The organism is Streptomyces sp. WM4235, assembly GCF_001279725.1.
Classification (GTDB): Bacteria; Actinomycetota; Actinomycetes; order Streptomycetales; family Streptomycetaceae; genus Streptomyces.
On the sequence record NZ_LGDE01000024.1, the window covers coordinates 128,665 to 148,576 of the forward strand.

18 protein-coding genes are annotated in these 19,912 nt (G+C 74.1%); 9 read left to right on the plus strand and 9 right to left on the minus strand.

Translation table 11 applies throughout. The features are described 5' to 3' along the window. Window positions 1–84: 84 nt before the first annotated feature. The gene (lipA, locus tag ADK55_RS04370; protein ID WP_053676103.1) at window positions 85–1,032 is read right to left on the minus strand and encodes a lipoyl synthase; all 948 of its coding nucleotides are present in this window, start codon (window positions 1,030–1,032) and stop codon (window positions 85–87) included. Window positions 1,033–1,141: 109 nt separating this feature from the next. Beyond that, window positions 1,142–1,939, minus strand: a complete 798-nt coding sequence (gene lipB, locus ADK55_RS04375; protein WP_053676104.1) for a lipoyl(octanoyl) transferase LipB — start codon at window positions 1,937–1,939, stop codon at window positions 1,142–1,144. A gap of 270 nt (window positions 1,940–2,209) precedes the next feature. On the opposite strand from lipB, the gene ADK55_RS04380 reads away from it, so the two are divergent. After that, complete coding sequence (locus ADK55_RS04380) at window positions 2,210–3,649, plus strand: hypothetical protein (protein WP_053676105.1); 1,440 nt, start codon at window positions 2,210–2,212, stop codon at window positions 3,647–3,649. A 100-nt stretch (window positions 3,650–3,749) separates the two neighbouring features. On the opposite strand, the gene ADK55_RS04385 is transcribed toward ADK55_RS04380, so the two are convergent. The 3 genes from ADK55_RS04385 to ADK55_RS04395 all read right to left on the minus strand — a co-directional run bounded on the left by ADK55_RS04385 (window position 3,750) and on the right by ADK55_RS04395 (window position 6,944). Then, window positions 3,750–5,012, minus strand: coding sequence for an FAD-dependent oxidoreductase (locus tag ADK55_RS04385; protein WP_053676106.1), 1,263 nt, complete (start codon window positions 5,010–5,012; stop codon window positions 3,750–3,752). A 195-nt stretch (window positions 5,013–5,207) separates the two neighbouring features. Continuing rightward, window positions 5,208–6,098, minus strand: a complete 891-nt coding sequence (locus ADK55_RS04390) for a TIGR01777 family oxidoreductase (RefSeq protein WP_053676107.1) — start codon at window positions 6,096–6,098, stop codon at window positions 5,208–5,210. Window positions 6,099–6,245: 147 nt separating this feature from the next. Then, window positions 6,246–6,944: a VIT1/CCC1 transporter family protein gene (locus tag ADK55_RS04395; protein ID WP_063839435.1), complete on the minus strand. Its 699-nt coding sequence runs from the start codon at window positions 6,942–6,944 to the stop codon at window positions 6,246–6,248. An 87-nt stretch (window positions 6,945–7,031) separates the two neighbouring features. Between ADK55_RS04395 and ADK55_RS04400 the strand changes: the two genes are divergently transcribed. After that, complete coding sequence (locus ADK55_RS04400; RefSeq protein WP_053676108.1) at window positions 7,032–8,132, plus strand: PP2C family protein-serine/threonine phosphatase; 1,101 nt, start codon at window positions 7,032–7,034, stop codon at window positions 8,130–8,132. Window positions 8,133–8,311: 179 nt separating this feature from the next. Here ADK55_RS04400 and ADK55_RS04405 read toward each other — a convergent pair whose 3' ends face one another. Beyond that, window positions 8,312–8,566: a hypothetical protein gene (locus ADK55_RS04405; RefSeq protein ID WP_053676109.1), complete on the minus strand. Its 255-nt coding sequence runs from the start codon at window positions 8,564–8,566 to the stop codon at window positions 8,312–8,314. 118 nt (window positions 8,567–8,684) lie between these two features. On the opposite strand from ADK55_RS04405, the gene ADK55_RS04410 reads away from it, so the two are divergent. Continuing rightward, window positions 8,685–9,056, plus strand: a complete 372-nt coding sequence (locus tag ADK55_RS04410) for an ArsC/Spx/MgsR family protein (RefSeq protein ID WP_053676110.1) — start codon at window positions 8,685–8,687, stop codon at window positions 9,054–9,056. A 381-nt stretch (window positions 9,057–9,437) separates the two neighbouring features. On the opposite strand, the gene ADK55_RS04415 is transcribed toward ADK55_RS04410, so the two are convergent. Further along, complete coding sequence (locus tag ADK55_RS04415) at window positions 9,438–10,367, minus strand: Gfo/Idh/MocA family protein (protein ID WP_053676111.1); 930 nt, start codon at window positions 10,365–10,367, stop codon at window positions 9,438–9,440. 287 nt (window positions 10,368–10,654) lie between these two features. On the opposite strand from ADK55_RS04415, the gene glnII reads away from it, so the two are divergent. From glnII to ADK55_RS04430, 3 genes are all read left to right on the plus strand, one after another. Then, entirely contained in the window at window positions 10,655–11,674 is a 1,020-nt protein-coding gene (gene glnII, locus ADK55_RS04420; RefSeq protein ID WP_053676112.1) for a glutamine synthetase, read from the plus strand. Window positions 11,675–11,799: 125 nt separating this feature from the next. Then, on the plus strand, window positions 11,800–12,723 hold the full coding sequence (locus tag ADK55_RS04425) for a DUF6891 domain-containing protein (RefSeq protein WP_053676113.1): 924 nt from the start codon (window positions 11,800–11,802) through the stop codon (window positions 12,721–12,723). 360 nt (window positions 12,724–13,083) lie between these two features. Further along, the gene (locus ADK55_RS04430) at window positions 13,084–13,683 is read left to right on the plus strand and encodes a winged helix-turn-helix domain-containing protein (RefSeq protein ID WP_053676114.1); all 600 of its coding nucleotides are present in this window, start codon (window positions 13,084–13,086) and stop codon (window positions 13,681–13,683) included. A 130-nt stretch (window positions 13,684–13,813) separates the two neighbouring features. Here ADK55_RS04430 and ADK55_RS04435 read toward each other — a convergent pair whose 3' ends face one another. Continuing rightward, complete coding sequence (locus tag ADK55_RS04435; RefSeq protein WP_078998460.1) at window positions 13,814–15,259, minus strand: PepSY-associated TM helix domain-containing protein; 1,446 nt, start codon at window positions 15,257–15,259, stop codon at window positions 13,814–13,816. 83 nt (window positions 15,260–15,342) lie between these two features. Then, window positions 15,343–15,978, minus strand: coding sequence for a hypothetical protein (locus tag ADK55_RS37425; RefSeq protein WP_053676116.1), 636 nt, complete (start codon window positions 15,976–15,978; stop codon window positions 15,343–15,345). Window positions 15,979–16,181: 203 nt separating this feature from the next. On the opposite strand from ADK55_RS37425, the gene ADK55_RS04445 reads away from it, so the two are divergent. The 3 genes from ADK55_RS04445 to ADK55_RS04455 all read left to right on the plus strand — a co-directional run bounded on the left by ADK55_RS04445 (window position 16,182) and on the right by ADK55_RS04455 (window position 19,796). Then, window positions 16,182–16,811: a rhomboid-like protein gene (locus ADK55_RS04445; RefSeq protein ID WP_063839436.1), complete on the plus strand. Its 630-nt coding sequence runs from the start codon at window positions 16,182–16,184 to the stop codon at window positions 16,809–16,811. A gap of 85 nt (window positions 16,812–16,896) precedes the next feature. Then, the gene (locus ADK55_RS04450; protein WP_053676117.1) at window positions 16,897–17,697 is read left to right on the plus strand and encodes a tyrosine-protein phosphatase; all 801 of its coding nucleotides are present in this window, start codon (window positions 16,897–16,899) and stop codon (window positions 17,695–17,697) included. Between the two features lie 170 nt (window positions 17,698–17,867). Next, entirely contained in the window at window positions 17,868–19,796 is a 1,929-nt protein-coding gene (locus ADK55_RS04455; RefSeq protein WP_420713592.1) for a hypothetical protein, read from the plus strand. Window positions 19,797–19,912: the final 116 nt, after the last annotated feature.

A 19,912-nucleotide genomic window follows, 5' to 3' on the forward strand; every position in this document is an offset into this window, starting at 1 on the left:
ACTCATCCTGGAATGAGCCTAGGGGCCGCGTCGGCGCGGTGTTACTGTTCAGTAAGTTATTGTGCGGGACTTCACACGCCCACGTCAGACGGTGGCGCGCTTCTCCATCGCCTGCTGGTAGAGGCGCCCGGCGCGGTACGAGGAACGCACCAGCGGACCGGACATCACACCGGAGAAGCCGATCTCCTCGGCCTCCTTCGCCAGCTCGACGAACTCGGCCGGCTTGACCCACCGCTCGACGGGGTGGTGGCGCGGCGAGGGGCGCAGGTACTGGGTGATGGTGATGAGCTCGCAGCCGGCCTCGTGCAGGTCCTTGAGGGCCTGCGTGACCTCCTCGCGCTCCTCGCCCATGCCGAGGATCAGGTTCGACTTCGTGATCAGGCCGTAGGCGCGTGCCTTGGTGATCACGTCGAGGGAGCGCTCGTAGCGGAAGCCGGGGCGGATCCGCTTGAAGATCCGGGGGACCGTCTCGACGTTGTGCGCGAAGACCTCGGGGCGGGAGGCGAAGACCTCCTCCAGGAGTTCCGGCACCGCGTTGAAGTCGGGGGCCAGCAGCTCGACCTTGGTGTGGCCGGTCTCACGGCCCGCCGTCTGCTGGTGGATCTGGCGCACGGTCTCCGCGTACAGCCAGGCGCCGCCGTCGGGCAGGTCGTCGCGGGCCACGCCGGTGATCGTCGCGTAGTTCAGGTCCATGGTGACCACGGACTCGCCGACACGACGCGGCTCGTCCCGGTCGAGGGCCTCGGGCTTGCCCGTGTCGATCTGGCAGAAGTCACAGCGCCGGGTGCACTGGTCGCCACCGATGAGGAAGGTGGCCTCGCGGTCTTCCCAGCATTCGTAGATGTTCGGACAGCCGGCTTCCTGGCACACCGTGTGCAGTCCTTCGCCCTTCACCAGGGCCTGCATCTTGGTGTACTCGGGGCCCATCTTCGCCCGGGTCTTGATCCACTCGGGCTTGCGCTCGATGGGGGTCTGGGCGTTACGGACCTCGAGGCGCAGCATCTTGCGTCCGTCGGGTGCGACTGCGGACACGACCGGCTCCCTGTGACTTCGATTCTTCGGCGCCCACCAGGGTACGCCCGTAATTTCATACGTTCTTACGTCCGCCAACCTGGGGGCGGCCGGACGCATTCCCCGGGCCTCAGCCGGCGGCGGGCTCGATCTCCCTCGGTCGGAGCTCCGCCTGCTCCAGGACGTCCTTGAGGTGCCGCTCGATGACGGGCAGCACCTGGGCGATGGTGATCTCCCGGCCCAGTTCGTACGAGAGCGAGGTCACACCGGCGTCCCGGATGCCGCAGGGGATGATCCGGTCGAACCAGGTGTTGTCCGGATTCACGTTGATCGAGAACCCGTGCATGGTGACGCCCTTGGCGACCCGGATGCCGATGGCGGCGAGCTTGCGGTCCTCGCGGCGCTGGCCGGCGTTGGACGGGGCGTACTCGGGGCCGTTCAGCCGGGCGTCGAACTCGTCGTCGTGCATCCGGGGATCGAGGTCCAGCGAGAGTCCGCCGATGCCCGGCCGGTCCTCGACGGGGTCGCCGAGCACCCAGACACCGCTGCGCCCCTCGATCCGGGTGGTCTCCAGCCCGAACTCGGCTGCGGTCCTGATCAGCGCGTCCTCCAGCCGGCGGACGTGGGCGACCACGTCCACGGGGCGCGGCAGCTTCATGATCGGGTAGCCGACGAGCTGGCCCGGCCCGTGCCAGGTGATCTTTCCGCCCCGGTCCACGTCCACGACCGGCGTGCCGTCCAACGGCCGCTCGTTGTCTGCGGTGCGCCGACCGGCCGTGTAGACGGGTCGGTGCTCGACCAGCAGGCAGGTGTCCTCGATCTCGTCCGCGAAGCGGGCGGCGTGCACCCGGCGCTGCTCGTCCCAGGCCTCGGTGTACTCGACGAATTCCGGCCCGAAGCCCAGATGGACAAACCGAAGCTCAGTCACCGCAGCGCCTCCTCGTTGAACCTGCTGTGTGCACGCATCGCACCAGCCAAGGGTACGGCCGGCCGAAAGCGGCTCCTCAGGGCCCCGACGGTCGCCTCGGTCGTCGCCCATACGGGCGGAGCGTGCCCATCCGTAAAGGACCCCGCAGGTTCTGCACACGATCGGATGAATGTGGGACAGAGGGGGCGGTGCGGGCGAAGTTCGCCGCTACATTCACGCCGTTCACAGGGCCGGGACTCCGGTCTTTCACGTCAGGAAACCGTGGAGCCGATGACGGAACGACCAGCCCAGCGCGTCCCCAACCGGCAACTCTCGGCGCTGATCGCGGAAGCCGGGTTCTCCAACGCCGGTCTCGCCCGCCGCGTCGACCAGCTCGGCCTGGAACACGGTCTCGATCTGCGGTACGACAAGACGTCCGTGACCCGGTGGCTGCGCGGCCAGCAACCCCGCGGGACGACCCCCGCGCTGATCGCGGAGGTCTTCACCCGGCGCCTCGGGCGGCGGCTGTCGGCCCAGGACCTGGGGCTCGACGCGTGCGCGCCCGTCTACGCGGGGCTGGAGTTCGCGGCCACCCCCGAGGAGGCCGTGGACATCGCGAGCGGACTGTGGCGCAAGGACTCCGGCTCGCACGCCGAGCTGCGCAAGATCGCCTTCACCCCGGCCGGTCTGGTGGTGCCCAGCCGGGACTGGCTGATCGGCCGGGCCGACGAACGGGTCGGGCGGGGCGCGGAGCCCGCCGGCTCGCGGGTCCCGACGCAGGGGCGGACGGCCGTGCCCCGCCAGCGGCAGATCGACCGGGCGCCCGGCCAGCGGGTGACGGGCGGGGACATCGCGGCGCTGCGGTCGGTGAGCGAACTGTTCCGGACCCTGGACGACACCTACGGCGGCGGGCACGCCCGGCAGGCGCTGGTGCGGTACCTGGAGCACGAGGCGGAGCCGATGCTGCGGGGCACGTACGGGGAGACCACCGGGCGCAGGCTGTTCGCGGCCGCCGCCGACCTGACCCGGCTCGCGGGTTGGACCTCGTACGACATCGCCGCGCACGGGCTGGCCCAGCGGTACTTCGTGCAGGCGCTGCGGCTCTCGCAGGCCGCCGCCGACCGGCCGTACGGGTCGTACGTGCTGGTCACGATGAGCCGGCAGGCCGTCTACCTGGGGCACGGGCGGGAGGCGGTGCAGCTCGCCCGGGTCGCCCAGCAGGGCGTGGGCTCCGGGCCGCCGCCGGTGGTGCAGGCGTTGCTGCACTCGGCGGAGGCGCGGGGGCACGCGGTGTTGGGCGAGGTGCGGGCCTCGACGGCCTCGCTGGTGCGGGCGGAGCGGGCGCTGGGCGCGGCCCGGCCGGGGGACGACGTGCCGCACTGGGCCCGCTTCTACGACGAGGCGCAGTTGGCGGACGAGTTCGGCCACTGCCACCGGGATCTCCAGCAGTACCGGGCCTCGGCGCAGCACGCGGAGCGCTCGCTCCAGTTGCGGGCGCCCGGCCACGCGCGCTCGCGGCTGTTCTGCAGGGTGGTGCTGGCCACGGCCCGGCTGGGGCTCGGCGAGCTGGACCAGGCGTGCGCGCTGGGCGCGGAGGCGGCGCAGCAGGCGATGGAGATGCGGTCGGCGCGCGCGGTGGAGTACGTACGGGACTTCGAGCGGCGGCTGGAGCCGTACCGGGACGCCTCGGCGGTGCGGACCTACCGGGACCGGGTCGCCGCGCTGGTCTGAGCGGGCCCGCGCCCCGTCCCGGTCACGGGGGCGGGCGTGAGGGCCCGGCCCCGGTCACGGGGCCGGGCCCTCACGCGTACGCGGCCGGGGCGGGACCGACTCAGGCCGCCACCGGAACGGATCGTTCCGGGGCGGCCGGCACCGGGATGCCGAAGTCGCGCAGGACGGCCGTGCTCGCGCGTCGGGCGGAGTGCAGGGCCCCCTGGACGGTGTTGACGTCGCGGTGGTCGCCGCACACGTACAGCCCGGCCACGACCCGTACCGGGCGGCGCAGGTCGTACGGCGGGGGCATGGCCGGGACGGCCTCCGGGGTGTGGTGGACGGCGAGTGGCTCCCAGTCCCGGGTGGAGGTGTCGTAGAGCCGGGCGAGCCGGGAGGCGACCGTGCGGGTGGGCGGCGGCGGTCCGTGCACGGTGGTGGTGACCAGGCTCCGCCCGGCGGGAGCCCGCGTCGGGTCGACCGCACTCATCACGGTGGTGTGGGCGAGCGGCCACTTCGGGTCGGCGTCCAGGAGCAGGGAACCGTCCCACGGCAGCGGGACGGCGGTGCCGTGGTGGATGACGGTGACCTCGTGGAAGTTCGGCACCCGCAGCCCCGGCAGCAGGTCGGCGGCGGCCCGGGCGCCGGTGGCGAGCACGACGGAACGGCAGCTGAAGTCGCCGTGCTCCTCGGTGGTGACGAGGTTCGTCGCCACCGTGCGGACCCGCACCCCGGTCCGTACGGTGCCGGGCGGCAGGGCGGCGGCGAGCAGGTCGGGCAGGCTCGCGGCGCCGCCCTCGGGCACGGCGAGCCGGCCTCGGGCGAATCCGCGCAGGGCGAGGTCGGCGACCCGGCTGGAGGTGGTCAGTTCCGGGTCGCGGAGCAGGGTGGCGAGCAGGGGGCGCAGTACGCCGTTGACCGTGCGCGGCGGCAGGCCGCGGGTGCGCAGGGCGGCCGTCGCGGTGCGTTCGGGCCGGGCGAGCAGGCGCTCCACGGGCAGGGCGGCGAGCCGGCCGAGCGCGGCGCTGAGCCGGGCCTGGTCGAGGGAGCCGCCGGCCAGGGCGCGGGCGGGGGTGAGGGCCCCGGCGCGCTGCTGTTTGCCGTCGGCTCCCCGGATGAGGACCCCGGGCGCGAAGGGGCGCAGGACGAGCGCCTCCAGGCCCGGGGTGCGGGACGGTTCGGTGTACGAGGTGTTGAGGAGCTGGCCGGTCCGGTCGAGCCGGAAGCCGTCGACCGACTCGGTGGCCATCCGACCGCCGGGGTCGTTCGCGGCCTCCAGGACGGTGACCGTGACTCCCGCGGCGATCAGATGGTGTGCCGCCGCGAGTCCTGAGACTCCGGCTCCCACGATGACGACGTCTGCATGGTGTGCGCTGCTGAGCACGTGCCCCTCCCCGAGGTCGGCGCGGCTGTGTGGGGTTCCTCCTTCCCCCAACGGCCTCCGGCAGAACCCGAGTCCGGTGCGGTATTGCGCACAACTCCGGTCGCACAGCGGTCGCATTCGGGTCACAAACGGTCGCACGTGAGCGGACGATGCTCCCCCGAGCCGCCGGGCCACCGGGCCACCGGGCCGCCGCCCCTAGGCCAGCGCGGCCCTGATCGACTCGTCGATCCCCGGGTGGCGGAACACGAAGCCGGACTCCAACAGCTTCGTGGGACGCACCCGCTGACTTCCCAGCACGTCCTCGGCGAACTCGCCGAGGACGACGCGCATGACGGGCGCCGGCACGGCGCACACCGTCGGACGGTGCAGCACCCGCCCCATCGCCGCCGTCACCTCACGGTTGGTCCGCGGCTCGGGGGCCGTCAGGTTCACCGGACCGGACAGCCCGGACGCGGTGATCAGGTGGCGCAGGGCGGCGACCTCGTCGTGCATCGAGATGTGCGACCAGTACTGGCGGCCGTTGCCGAGCCGACCGCCGACGCCGGCCCGGAAGACGGGGAACAGCCGGCCCCACGCCCCGCCGTCGGCGGCGACGACCAGGCCGGTGCGGGCGAAGACCGTACGGATCCCGGCGTCCCCGGCCGGCGCGGCGGCCGCCTCCCACTCGACGCAGACGGAGGGCAGGAAGCCCTCCCCCGCCGGGGCGTCCTCGTCGACGACGCGGTCGCCGGTGTCCCCGTAGTAGCCGACGGCGCTCCCACTGACGAGGACCGGCGGCGGCTCGGCCATGTCCGCGACGGCCCGGGCGATGGCGGCGGTGCCGAGGACACGGCTGTCGCGGATCTCCCTCTTGTACGCGGCCGTCCAGCGGTGGTCGCCGACCCCGGCTCCGGCCAGGTGGACGACGGCGCCGCAGCCGACCAGTCCGGCGGGGTCCACGTACCCGCGCCGCGGGTCCCAGGTCGCCTCGTCCGGGGCGGCGGCGGGGCGGCGCACGAAGCGCACCACCTCGTGGCCGTCCACTTGGAGGGACCGTACGAGGACCTTGCCGATGAGGCCGGATGCTCCGGTGACCGCGATGCGCATGGCGCCAGTCTGCCCGCAGGTCGCGCCCGTGCACGGGCGACCCGGGGCGTGGCGCCCGGGGATCCACCGGGCGGGCCGCGCCGGGGTGGTCCGGGGACGGATCGGACTGGCGGTCCCGGTCGGGTCAGGTGCCGCCGATCCATCGGGTCAGGTGCCGCCGATCCAGGTGCCCACGGCGTAGGTGACGGCCATCGCGACCGCGCCGCCCGCCACGTTCCGCAGCACCGCCCGCGCGGCGGGGGCGCCGCCCAGGCGGGCGCCGGCCAGCCCGCACAGGGTCAGCGCCGCCAGCACGGCCGCCACCGTCACCGGCACCCGTGCCGACGGCTGCGGCAGGACGATCGCCAGGAGCGGGAGCAGCGCCCCCACCGTGAAGGAGAGCAGGCTCGCGAGGGCCGCGTGCCAGGGGTTCACCAGCTCGTCCGGGTTGATCCCCAGTTCCACTTGGGCGTGGGCTCGCAGGGCGTCGCGTGCCGTCAGCTGTTCGGCGGCCTCCCGGGCGAGTTCCCGGCTCAGGCCGCGCGCCGCCAGCATGTCCGTCAGCTCCGCGAGCTCCTCCTCCGGCTCGTCGGCCAGCTCCCGCCGCTCCACGGCCAGGGCGGCGCGTTCCGAGTCCCGCTGCGAACTGACCGACACGTACTCCCCCGCCGCCATCGACAGCGCCCCCGCCAGCAGCCCGGCCACTCCCGCCGTCAGGATCGCCGCGCGCGAGGTCGTCGCCCCGGCGACGCCCACCACCAGGCCCGCCGTGGAGATGATCCCGTCGTTGGCGCCCAGGACCCCCGCCCTGAGCCAGTTGAGCCGGGTGCTGATCTCCGCGCTCCGCGCGCCCGCCGATTCGGTCACCGCACCACTGTCGCGGGGCGGACCGCGCGAGGCCACCCGACGCTCACCCGGGGTGCGCCCCCGGCCGGCCGGGATCAGGGTGGAGGAGTGAGACGCGGACTCGAGGACTCCGGCCGGCTGCACGGGACGCCCCCGCCCCGCTGGGCCCGGCTTGCGCCCGTCGTGGCCGTGGTGGTGCTGTGCTGCGCGCAGTGGCTGACCCCCGGCGCGGAGCTGGGGTACTTCCTCGCGGCCCTGCCCGCGGTGGCCGCGTTCTCGTACGGCCCCCTGGGAACCTGCGCGTTCGCCGTACTGGTCCTCGTGCTGCTCGGCGTCCCCCAGCTCGGCGTGGCCAACGCCCGGGGCACGGACCTGGCCACCGTGGCCTTCGTCGGCCTGCTCAGCGTGGTGATCTCCTTCGTGCGGCGCCGTCGCGACGACCAGCTGGTCAGCGTCCGGACCGTCGCCGAGGCGGCCCAGCTCGCGGTGCTGCCACCGGTACCGGACCGGGTGGGTCCGGTGCACTGCTCCGGTCTGTACCGGGCGGCGCAGCGCGGCACGCTGGTCGGCGGCGACCTGTACGACGTGCGGGCCGGGCCGTACGGGGTCCGGGCGGTGGTGGCCGACGTCCAGGGGCACGGTCTGGCGGCGGTCGGGACGGTGGCCGCGCTGCTCGGCGCCTTCCGGGAGGCGGTCCTGGACGATCCCGAGCTGGCGGCGGTCGCGGCCCGGCTGGACCGGCGGCTGGTGGCCGACGCGGCGGCCGCCTCGATCCGGCACCCGGAGCTGTTCGCGACGGCGGTGCTGCTGGAGTTCCCGCCCGGACTGGATCTCGTACGGATCGTGTCGTGCGGGCATCCGCCCGTGCTGTTGCTCCGCGGCTCGACGACCGCGGAACTGGACGTGGAGCCGGGGCCCCCGCTGGGCCTGGGCCTGACCGTGCCCGAGCTGCCGAAGGTCGCCGAGGTTCCGCTGCTGCCGGGCGACCGGCTGCTCGCGCACACGGACGGGGTGACCGAGGCCCGCGACGCGGACGGCGGCTTCTACCCGCTGGCCTCCCGGATCCCGGTGCTGGCCGACGACTCCGAGGGCCTGGTGCGGGCGGTGTGGCGGGACCTGGAGGCCTTCACCGCGGGCGGCCCGAGCGACGACGTGGCGGTCCTGCTCCTGTCCCTGCCGGCCATGGAAACGCGACCGGGCGTGACGTGACCGGGCGTGCCGTGACCGGGCGTGCCGTGACCGGGCGTGCCGTGGCCGGGCCTGCCTGCTGCCTGCCTGCCTGCCTGCCGAGGGTCCGACCGGCCGCGAGCGGCGCGGGCGCCCGGGCCGGGACGGCCCCGGGGGGCGCGGCGTCGCCGTGCCGCGGCCCCCGGAGCCCGCGTCGAACGTCAGCCGACGTCGCGGATGAAGGCGCGCACCATCTTGCAGGTCACGTTGGACGGCCGGTGGATCCCCACCCGCACCGCCATCGTCCGGATCTTGCGGTTGGTGGCGCGTCGAGCGTCGTAGGTCCCGGTGTCGAGCAGCGATATCGCCAGCCGCATCGCCTTCAGACGGCGGTTGTGGCTCTCGTACCACTCGCGGGGCAGCCCCGCCGGCAGTGGCTTCTTCTTGGGCATCGAAATGATCGCGGCAGCGGCCATCTACAGCCTCCCAAACGGTAGTTGGCTTCCTGTCGTGCTCCTTCGATTTTACCGGGGGGCACTGACAAAAGCCCCTGGCCAGACCGGCCCGGCACGACGCCTCGTTAGGCTTGGGCGCATGGAGATCTGGATCAATCCCGCCTGTTCCAAGTGCCGTGCCGCGCTGACCCTGCTGGACGCGGAGGGCGCCGACTACACGGTGCGCCGGTACCTGGAGGACGTGCCGTCCGAGGCCGAGATCCGCGAGGTGCTGGACCGCCTCGGGCTGGAGCCCTGGGACATCACGCGCACCTCCGACCCGCTGGCCCGCGAGAGTGGGGTACGGGAGCTGCCGCGCGAGGGGACGGACGCCGCGCGGGGCCGCTGGATCGCCCATCTGGCGGCGCACCCCAAGCTGATCCAGCGCCCGATCATCACCGCCGAGGACGGCACGGCCGTGATCGCCCGTACCGACGAGGCCGTGCGCGAGGCCATGTCCCGCAAGCCCTGAGCCGGCCGGTCGGCTCGATCCGACGGGCCGACTCAAGCCTCCGTCAGCAGCCGGGTGATCGCGTCGGCCGCCGTGAGCGGCATCGCGTGGTGCGTGACCCCCGGGGAGCACGTCGACCCGACCGGGCGGGAGGCCGTCCGCCGCTTCCAAACCAGGCTGCGGCACTCGGGGGTGCCTCGACCAGCAGCTTCTGCGCCTGAAACGAGGTCGTGCGGGCCTCGCGGACCAGGGTGACGGTGGACGGTGGAGTCCGCCCGCACGGGAGTCCGCCCGCACGCGCGCGCAGGAGCCGCCCGGGCCGCGATCGACGCCCCGCCGCGAAGGCGAATCCCGCAGAGGGGCGGGGGGGGATGGACGGGACCAAGCCCCCCGCCCCACCCCTCACGCGCCCAACTGGCGCTCCGCCTCGGCCAGGATCTCCGTCAGCCGGAGCCCGAACCCCGCGTCCCGCGCGTCCGGCTCGCCCGTGCGGGCCGCCGCGAGCAGCGCGTCCAGCGCCCGACCGTAGGCGCCGGGCACGTCGCTCCACTCGGGCAGCTCGAAGATCCCCTCGGTCCCGCGCAGTTCCAGCCCCACCCCGGCGGCCGCCCGCGGCGCGCCCAGGCTGAGCACGGCGGTGCTGGCGGCGCCCGAGGCGTGACGCAGGGCCAGTTGCACCACGTCGGAGGGGCCCCGGGTGGCGGACACTGCGGTGACGTCGCCGAGCACCGGGATCAGGACGGACAGGGCGTGCGGGCCGACGTCCCACAGCCCGCCCTTGGCCTTGCGCCAGGGCGAGTCGGGGTGACCGCCGGGGGTCCCGTCGGGCGGGTAGAGGGCGCCGAGCCAGTGGGCGGACGCGGTGAACCAGCCGGAGCGCCCGGTCTGCTCCTCGACCCACCCGGCGGTCGGCTGGGCGAACCGGAGGGTCAGGAAGACGACGGAGGCGACCTCGTGCTCCGCCGCGGCGGCGGCCACGGCCGAGGCGTCCTCCACCGTCGTCGCGACGGGCTTGTCGAGCAGCAGATGGCATCCGGCGGCGGCCGCGCGGACCGCGAGCGGAGCCTGTACGTCGGGCGGCAGGGCGAACGCCACGACGTCACAGTCGGCGAACAGTTCGTCGGGGTCTTCGTACACCTTCACGCCGTGGGCGCGGGCGAGTTCGGCCGCCGCCTCGGGGCGCCTGCCCCACACCCCGACGAAGTCGGAGCCGGCGTGCGCGGCGAGGGCGGGGGCGTGCGTGCGTTGGGCCCAGGGGCCGGTGCCCAGCAGGCCGACCCGGGGTCGGGGGCTCTCGGCGGCGTCCACGGAGGAGCCACCGGCGGAGTTCAAATCATACGAAATGCTCACCCGCTCAGTGTGCCGCACCCGGACGGGTGTGCCATCGCCGACCCGCACGACCGTTCCCACCTGCGGCGCACATCTCGGTAACACGGGGTTCACACACGGGCAACGGAAGAGAAATCGCGTGGGGGCACGCTGCGGTCATCACCGCAGCACGCGATCGCAGCGCCGCGACCGGCGAGCCGGCGGCCGAAACCGCGGCACCGCACACGCAGCGCCGCGAACGCAACACCCGCAGAGTCCGCGCCGGAGCGACGCACCGAAGGATGGGGCCCGTGAGCTACAAGGCTGAGTACATCTGGATCGACGGCACGGAGCCGACGGCCAAGCTTCGCTCCAAGACGCGGATCCTCGCCGACGGCGACGCGCTGCCGATCTGGGGCTTCGACGGATCGAGCACCAACCAGGCCGAGGGACACGCCTCCGACCGTGTGCTGCAGCCGGTGTTCTCCTGCCCGGACCCGATCCGCGGCGGGGACAACGTCCTCGTCCTGTGCGAGGTCATGAACATCGACATGACCCCCCACGAGTCGAACACGCGCGCACTGCTCCGTCCGATCGCCGAGAAGTTCGCGGGCCAGGAGCCGATCTTCGGCATCGAGCAGGAGTACACCTTCTTCGACGGCGCCCGCCCGCTCGGCTTCCCGGTCAACGGCTTCCCCGCCGCCCAGGGCGGCTACTACTGCGGCGTCGGCTCGGACGAGATCTTCGGCCGCGACATCGTCGAGAAGCACCTCGACCACTGCCTCGTGGCCGGCCTGAGCATCTCCGGCATCAACGCCGAGGTCATGCCCGGCCAGTGGGAGTTCCAGGTCGGCCCCGTCGGCCCGCTGGAGGTCTCCGACCAGCTGTGGATCGCGCGCTGGCTGCTCTACCGCACGGCCGAGGACTTCAACGTCTCCGCGACGCTGAACCCGAAGCCGGTCAAGGGCGACTGGAACGGCGCGGGCGCCCACACCAACTTCTCCACGAAGGCGATGCGCGAGGACTACCGCGCGATCATCTCCGCGTGCGAGTCCCTGGGCGAGGGCAGCAAGCCGCTCGACCACGTCAAGAACTACGGCGCCGGCATCGACGAGCGCCTGACGGGTCTGCACGAGACCGCCCCGTGGAACGAGTTCAGCTACGGCGTCTCCGACCGCGGCGCCTCGGTGCGCATCCCGTGGCAGGTCGAGAAGGACGGCAAGGGCTACATCGAGGACCGCCGGCCGAACGCCAACGTGGACCCGTACGTGGTGACCCGCCTCATCACGGACACCTGCTGCACCGCGCTGGAGAAGGACGGCCTGCTCTGAGGCCCTGACCCGGCCCGATCCGCCCCCGGCCCGGCTCCGGGTCGGACCACCGCACGCACGACGGCGCCCGCCGGCCACCAGGCCCGGCGGGCGTCGCTGTCGGTGCCCTCTGGCACGGTGTGCCCATGCTCCCGATCAGAATCAGGACCGAGCGCGGCGACACCCACGACCGCCCCTCCTCACGCACCCTGACCGAACTACTGGGACGCATCGGCGCCCCGGGCGACCGCTTCCTCATCGTCGAGCGGCGCACCTCCGACCCGGAGGTGTTCATCCAGGTGTGGCACGAGGCGGGCGACTCCGGTGCCCGCTCCTACCAGTTGGAGTACCGCGAGGGCTCCGCCGACCGGCACTTCCAGGCGTACCTGTCAGCGCCGCAGGAGGTCGGTCGGGTGATGACCGGCTGGGCCCGGCAGGAGAAGGGCTGGGAGCTCGGCCCGGCCTGGGAGCGGCTGGACCTCCCCGTCGAGCCGGAGCCGCCGGCGCTGGAGGACTCCGTGCGCGAGCAGTTGGAGGAACGGATCCGGCTCGTCCTGCGGTGCGGCTACGACGGGATACCGGAGCTGATCGAGCACGCCGAGGACTACCTGGTGAAGGACGGCGTCCGGCCGGTGTCCGGGCCGCAGGCCCGCGTGCTGGTGTACCGGCTCTGGCGGGAGCGGGTCGCGGAGCAGGCCACCTGGACCGGCGAGACGGATCCGGACCGACTGACCCGCGCCTTCGCGGCCCTGGACTCCGGCGGCATCACCGCCCGGGAGAACTTCACCTGTTGCCGCAACTGCGGCCAGGGGGAGATCTGGGAGGAACGCGAGGGGGACGCGCGCGGGTTCGTGTTCTTCCACACCCAGTGCACGGAGAGCGTCGCGGTCGGCCACGATCTGCACCTGTATTACGGGGCCTTCGACGCGGGCGACGAGGAGACGGTCTCGGTGGGCCGGGAGGTGGTGGCCGCGTTGGACGCGGCGGGGCTCCGGTGGGCCTGGGACGGGTCGGCCGGGGACGCGATCCGCGTGACCGGCACGGACTGGCGAAAGCGCCTCACCGGCTGACGATTTGTCGCGATGGTGACACCTCATTCACGCCGACGTCACGGAATATGAGATTCCGATCCATAGAGTGAGACGGGGTCTGCCCGGGGCCCCGTACATCTGCTTGAATGAGGTCATGGCCAGCCACTCGTACGTCTCGTACACCTCGTCAGGTCGCAGCGACCTCGAGCCGTTCTGGCCTTCCCGTCAGGATCATGATTTCGACCGGGTGTGTTGCCGCGCGAAGAACGCGCCGGCCCTCTAAAGCCTCCCGGGACCTCTCACAGACGACCTCCCCGAGGCCTTCGGTCTGCGCGGTACGACATCGACGACGTACGCACGTCTCCTGCCGACCACTCCGCGTGAAAGAGCTGACCACTCATGACGAACCCCCGTACCCTCACGTCCGCCTCTTCCGCCGCTCCCCTGACCTTCCCGCCCAGTCCGCGCCACCGACTGCGGGCCGTGGACCGGGACGAGGTGGCCCGGGTGGTGGACCTGCTCCCGCCGGGCGCCACCTGGCTGCCCGCGCCCCAGCACACCCTGCCGACCCTGCCGGGGCAGCCGCCGATGGTCGGCTACCTGGTCCTCGTACCGGCCGACCAGCAGCCGATCGCCTTCGCCCCGCACTCCGTCCCCGCCCCGACCCGCGCCGGAGCGCCCTCGGCCGGCCCGACCGCGGCGCCCGCCGCCACCGGTGACGAGCTGGTCCGGATCGACCCGGCGCAGCGCACCGCCGAGGTCGACGGCACGGTGCTGGACCTCACGTACCTGGAGTTCGAGCTGCTGGCCCACCTGGTGGCGCACCCGCACCGGGTGCACAGCCGGGACCAGTTGGTCACCACCGTCTGGGGTTACGGGCACGTGGGCGACGGTCGCACCGTCGACGTCCACATCGCCCGACTGCGCCGCAAGCTGGGCACGGCCCACCGGGGCGCGATCCAGACCGTGCGCCGCGTGGGCTACAAGTACGCCCCCTGAGCCGCACGGCGGAGACCCGCCGCCCGACCGCGGGCCCGTACGCGCGAGGGGGAGTACGGGCCCGCGGTCGTCGCACGTCCCGGTCCGGGGCCCCGACCCGTCGTGGCGTCGGGGCCCGGACCGGGCTGGGCTACGCCCCCGTCGCCAATGCCGCCCGGCGGCGCGCCAGGAATCCCAGCGCGACGTCGAGCAGCAGGAACACCAGCAGGCTGATCCCGAGCATCGGCACGAACCAGCCCACCAGCGCCGTCACCGCGGCGAGCGGCAGCAGCGTCGTCGCGGGCAACCGTCGCCAGGCACCGCGCGGCTGCGCGCGGCCGACCGACAGCCGGCGATCCTTGGTGGGTCGGCGCATCCACCACATGCGGTAGCCCCAGAACACGAGGAACATCACCGCGACGGCGAGCGCCGCCAGCGCGACCTGGTTGGCGAGGCCGAAGGTCAGACCCATGTGCAGGTCGATGCCGAAGCGGGTCATCTTCGCGAGCAGGGGGTGGTCCGCGAAGCGCAGTTCGTCCATGACCGTGCCGTCGGCCGGGTCCACGGCGACGGCGTCCAGGTGCACCGGCACCTGCTTGTCCGTCTCCTTGACCACGTAGCCCTTGCCCCGGGCGGGCAGGGTCACGCGCAGGTCCTCGGTCACGCCGGCGGCCCTGGCCGCGGCGACGGCCTTGTCGATGCCCACGTCCGCGGTCGGCGCGGGCAGGGGCATCTCCATGCCGTCGGTCATGACGTGCCCGGCGTGTTCGTCCGCCCCGCCGGCGGCCCCGGCGCCGTCCAGCGTGGCGGTGACGGACGGGGTGGCCCCGCCCAGCCGGTCCTGGAGCTGCCCGATGTTCTCACCGGCGTACTTCGACCAGGTCAGGCCGGTCGCGGAGAGGACGACGAGGCCGGCCGCGGCCCACAGGCCCACCGTGCCGTGCCAGGACAGGGTCCGGCGACGGCCGGTGGCGGTCCGGTCCGGGAGGACGAGCCGTGCCGGGCGGGTGCGCCGGCGACCGATCCACAGGGCGAGCCCGCCCAGGGCGACCACCCAGAGCCAGCTGGCGGCCAGCTCGCTGTAGTTCCGGCCGAACTCGCCCAGCTGGAGGCTGGAGTGGAACTCGCTCAGCCAGGCCCGCAGCGGCAGCGCGTCGCCGGCGGTGGTGAGCTGCCCGCGCACGTCGGCGGTGTACGGGTCGACGAACACGGTCAGGGTCTCGCCCTCCGCGAGCCCCTTCTTCTCCATGATCACCCGGGTGGTGTCGTCGGCGTCGGGTGCGGGCCAGACGGCGGTGACCTCGCCTCCGGGCTCCGCCTCCCGGGCGGCCCGGACCTGGGCGCTCAGCGGCAGGGCGCGCTCGCCCACGCGGGGGACGCTCAGTTCGTCGGCGTAGACGATCTTCTCGGCCTGCCAGGAGGCGGCGTAGAGCAGCCCGGTGGCGGCGGCGATGAACAGCAGCGGGGCGATCAGCAGCCCGGCGTAGAAGTGCGTCCGCAGGAGCAGCGGCCGCAACGCGGCCCAGCCTCCGGCGGTGTGTCGGGGTGGCACCTCGGCGCCCCGGGCGGGGGCGTCCTGAAGCTCGTCAAGGGACATGTCGGTCCTAGGTGTTGGCGAAGACATGGGTGATGACCCCCAGGTCTCGCCCCTCACCGACGGGGCCGGGGAGGGTGCGCCGGTCAGGCGCGGGCAGGACGGCCGGGGGCCGTGGCTCGGGTGTCTCGCCGGCGCGGCGGGCCGCGGCGCACCACGGCGTGGGCGTGCAGGGCCCCGCGCAGGAAGCGCGGCCGTTCGTACGGAGGACAGTGCGCGGGCGGCGCCGGTACGAGGGCCACGCGCGTGCGGACCAGGGCGAGCGCGCGGGACAGCGGCCGGGCGGCGAGCAGCGCGGCGGCCCCGAGGGCGCCGGCGAGCCGGAACACGGCGGCCTCGCCCCACGCGAGCCACGCGGCGCAGAAGAGCCCGGCCAGCACGTGGGCGGCGATCATCCCGAGGCCGCCGTGTCCGTGCCCGGCCGTCCCCGCCAGGTCGGCGAGGTCGGCCATGCCGGCCATGTCGGCCATCTCGTGAGGTGCGGTGGTGCCGCCTCCCGCACCCGCCGCGCCCATGTCCATGCCGGTGGTGTGGTGATGGGCGGGGGAAGTTCCGGCCGGGTCGGCGACCCTCGGCGCGTGCATCGGCATCGACGCGGGGTGGGCTCCCTGGCTTCCGGAGAAAGCGAGGTGCAACATGCCCTGCGCGGCGAGGAGCCCGGCGGTGATGCCCACGGGGCCCCGCCGTCGCCCGGCGGCGAGCCACGCGAGTGAGCAGATCACCCCGAAAGCACCAAGAAGGCCGCAAAGGGGAACATCCATACCCGACATGTACGAATGCCCCACCGCACCCAAGGCGACACACACCGCCGCGAACAACGCGGCCCGTGTGGCGCGCATCGGCGCGCGAGTTTCGGACATGTCCTGGTCATGCTCCCACGAGGCCCGGTGCCGGCCTCGACGGGGCCGTGTCCGATCATGTTCGAGTGAATCCACTGCCCTGGTCCCGGCCGCTTCCTCCCGGCTCCGTCGCCGTCGCCTACACCGGCGGGGTCCAGCTCGGGGCCCACGTCATGGAACGCCTGGCGCCGTACGAGCGGGAACGGGTGCTGCGCGGCTGCTCGACCAACGTCGACAACCTCGACGCCGGCCACTGGGGGACGTTGCTGAGCAGTGCCCTCGTCGTCGAGGAGCCGATGCCGCTGCCCTACGCGCTCCTGCTGGTGGCCGCGCTCGGCTACACGGAGTACGCGTACGGGGCGTGGTGGACGGCCGCGGCCTTCCTCTTCGGGCACGCCTGCGCCACGCTGCTCGTCCACACCGTGCTGCGGCGCACCGCGGACACCGAGACCCGGCGGGCGCTGGACGTGGGCACGAGCTACGGGCTGAACACGGTGCTCGGCGTCCTGACCTCCGCGCTGCCGCGCGGGACGGTGCGGGGCGTGGCCCGGGTCGGCCTGTTGGCGCTCGCCGCGGCGCCGGTGCTGAGGCGCGGGCGGACGTTCACCGATGTCGGTCACCTGGTGGCCCTGGGCGTGGGGGTCGGCCTCTCGCTGGCGGCCGATCGTCTCTCCGGGGCGAGGCCGCGCGGGAACGTCCTCGCGCGAACCGGGTGACCCGCCCCGCCCCCTCCTCTCGCCCCCACCCGACCCGTCCCATCCGTCCGACCCGTCCGATCCGCACAGTGCTGGAGCCGCCACGATGACCGCCACTCCGTCCACCACCGTCGCCAACCTGCGCGACCTCGGCGGCACCCCGCTCTCAGGCGGCCGCACCGTACGCCGCGGGCTCGTCCTGCGCTCGGGTCAGCTCGACCGGCTCGACCTCGACGCCGACCCGACGGTGGCCGCGCTGGGAATCCGTACGGTCATCGACTTCCGCAGCGACGCCGAGCGGGCCGACCACCCCGACCGGCTGCCGGCCGGGGCGCGCCTGCTGGTCAGCGACGTACTGGCGGACAAGATGCGGGCCGGGGTGGGCGGCGTGCCCGCCGCCGCGCAGCTCAAGGACCTGCTGTCCGATCCGGCCGTGGCCGAGGAGCACCTCGGCGGGGGCAAGGCGCAGGCCATCTTCGCCGAGGTGTACCGGTCGTTCGTGGTCTCCGCGTCCGCGCAGGCGGCGTACCGGCTGCTGCTCACCGAGGCCGCCGACCCGCAGGCGGGCCCGCTGCTGTTCCACTGCACGGCCGGCAAGGACCGTACGGGCTGGGGCGCGACCGTCATCCTGTCGCTGCTCGGCGCCGACGAGGAGACCTTGATGGAGGAGTACCTCTCGGTCAATCCCGCGGTGAAGCGGGCCTTCGCGCGGATGATCGAGGGCTTCACGGCGGCCGGCGGGGACCCGGACATCGCGCTGGCCCTGATCGGGGTGTTCCCCTCCTACCTGGAGACGGCCCTGCGGGAGGTCGGGACGCGGTACGGCTCGATGGAGAAGTACGTGCGCGAGGGCCTCGGCGTCCCCGACGAGACCGTCGAGGCGTTGCGGGCCCGCCTCATCGCCTGAGCCGCCGCGACGCCGAGGGCCCGCCTCATCGCCTGGGCCGCCTCGGCCGACACTCGGCGGGAACGATTCGTCGGGGGCGCCCGGCAGGGCCTCGCGCACCCCGGCGCGCGGGCCCGAACGGGTGCCCCGGCGACGGGTGACCATCGGACGATTCGCTCGTTCTGCTGAACGTGACTGCGCCGGATACCGCCACCCGCCCCCTGCCCCCCGTGACCCCCGACGTCGAACTGGCCGAGGCCGCCATCGTCGAGCACTACCCGCGGCTGGTGCGGCTCGCCTACCTGGTGCTGCCGCCCGCCCTCGGCCGCAACCGGCGGGTGCTCACCGCCCACTCCCTGACCCAGCGGGCGCTCCCGCGCGGCCGCCGGGGCACCGACCCCGGCACGGTGCGCGGCGGGGTGCCGGCGCAGCGGGGCGAGGGCGGCCCCGAGTCCGGGTACGCGTACGTCCGGCTGCGCGTGCTGCGCTCCGCGCTGGAGGCGGGGATCCCCCTGACGTTCCGGTCGCTGCCGCTGCGCGGACAACTGCCGCCGGTGCTCCCGCAGGTGTGGGGGCTGCGGCTGTTCCCCCGCTCGGGCGGGGCCGAGGAACTGGCGCTGGACCAGTGGCTGGCGACCCTGAACGGTCCCGGTCGCGCGGCCTGCGTCCTGCGGGCGCTGGAGGGGCTGCCCGAGCCGGAGGTGCTGCGGGTGCTGACCGAGGCCGGGGTAGCGAACCCGGCGGCGGCGGTCGCGGAGTCCGGGGATCCGGTGCACGACGGCCTGTTCGCCTCCCCCGAGTTCGACCCGTGCGTGCTCCAGGCGCGACCCACCGACCTGCTGCGGCGGCGCCGCTTCTTCCGGGCCTCCCTGGCCGGGGCAGCCGCCCTCGCGGTGTGCGGGGCGCTCCTCGCGCTGCCGGGCGGCGGCTGGGGCTCGGACGGGCCCGCCGCCCCGTCGTACGCGCGCAACGCCGCCGCCGAACAGGCGCTGGATCCGGGGCAGTTGGTGCGGGCCTCGGCCACGGTCTGGCGTACGTCCTCCCGTACGGACTACTCGGGCTGGCCCGCCCGCGGTGACCGCGTCGACGACACGGAGCTGCTGCGCCGGGCGCTCGCCGTCTGGGCCAGGCCCGGCTCCTCCGTCGTGGTCTCGGCCACTCCCGGCAGCCCGACCGGCCCGCCGATGGGCCCGCCGCAGCTGCTGTACGCGGGCGCCGTCGACCAGGCCGTCGTGGTGCTGCTGTACGACGGGCTGCGCGTGATCCGGTACGCGGAGTCCCGCTCCGGGACCACCGGAGCCGCCTTGGACTTCGCCCGGACCGACGGCGCCTCGGCGGACACCGCGACCGGCCTGGTCCTCAGCCGGGTCGACGGCAACGTCCGCTACCTCACGGCGCCCTGGGTGCGCGCCGCCGCGCTGCGGGACCTCCTCAAGCCCGGCGAGGCCCCGACGGCACTGAAGCTCACCCCGGACGGGGTCACCCCGCCCGTCGTGGGCCCGGCACCGGGGGGCAACTGCACGAGCTGGAACGCGCTGGCGCTGACCGGTGACGGCGCAACGCGGCTGGTCACCGACCTGGGCGAGCTGACCCCGGCCCGGCTCACCTCCGGCGCCCCGGGCGCCGAGCGGAACGTGACGGAGGCAGCCGAACTCGGCGAATGGTCGAGGACCGCCTGCCTGTTGCCCTCGGTCCGCTCGCACGGGGTGCGCAGCGTCAACGCGTGGACGTACGCGAAGCAGCCGATGCCGGAGCGCGAGGGCACGGCGACCTGGCTGTGCACCCGGGCGGAAACCTGGCAGGGCACGGCGGACCGGGTACAGGCCCAGTTCCTGGCGCCGGGCGCGCCGCCGGCGGCGCAGGCCGCCAAGGCCGAGGGCTCGCCGGCGTGCGGGCCCCGGGAGCCGAGGGTGCTGGCGGGCGTCCTGTGGAAGTCCCGAGCGGGCCAGTGGTACGTGGTGGCTGCGGGCAGCGCCCAGTTCGCCTCGCTGTCGGTGAAGGGCGCCGGGGTGAACGGGGCCGCGACCGGGAATCGACTGGCGGTCAAGGCTCCGGCGGGCGCCCAGGTGGACCTGTCGGGCAAGCTGACCGACGGGACGAAGGCGGGGGTGCTGCGGTAGGTGCTGCGGTAGGCGCTGCGGTTGGTCCTGTCGTCGGACCGGCGCCGCGGAGGGTCGCGGGCACGGGTCGGTCGTCGAGGTCGGCAGGAAGTCGAGGTGGGCGGGAAGTCGAGGTC

Coding starts and splice junctions, on each gene's coding strand:
- ADK55_RS04380 (WP_053676105.1), top strand. CDS start 2,210: ATGACGGAACGACCAGCCCAGCGCGTCCCCAACCGGCAACTCTCGGCG.
- ADK55_RS04390 (WP_053676107.1), bottom strand. CDS start 6,098: ATGCGCATCGCGGTCACCGGAGCATCCGGCCTCATCGGCAAGGTCCTC.
- ADK55_RS04405 (WP_053676109.1), bottom strand. CDS start 8,566: ATGGCCGCTGCCGCGATCATTTCGATGCCCAAGAAGAAGCCACTGCCG.
- ADK55_RS04410 (WP_053676110.1), top strand. CDS start 8,685: ATGGAGATCTGGATCAATCCCGCCTGTTCCAAGTGCCGTGCCGCGCTG.
- ADK55_RS04425 (WP_053676113.1), top strand. CDS start 11,800: ATGCTCCCGATCAGAATCAGGACCGAGCGCGGCGACACCCACGACCGC.
- ADK55_RS04430 (WP_053676114.1), top strand. CDS start 13,084: ATGACGAACCCCCGTACCCTCACGTCCGCCTCTTCCGCCGCTCCCCTG.
- ADK55_RS04435 (WP_078998460.1), bottom strand. CDS start 15,259: ATGTCCCTTGACGAGCTTCAGGACGCCCCCGCCCGGGGCGCCGAGGTG.
- ADK55_RS04450 (WP_053676117.1), top strand. CDS start 16,897: ATGACCGCCACTCCGTCCACCACCGTCGCCAACCTGCGCGACCTCGGC.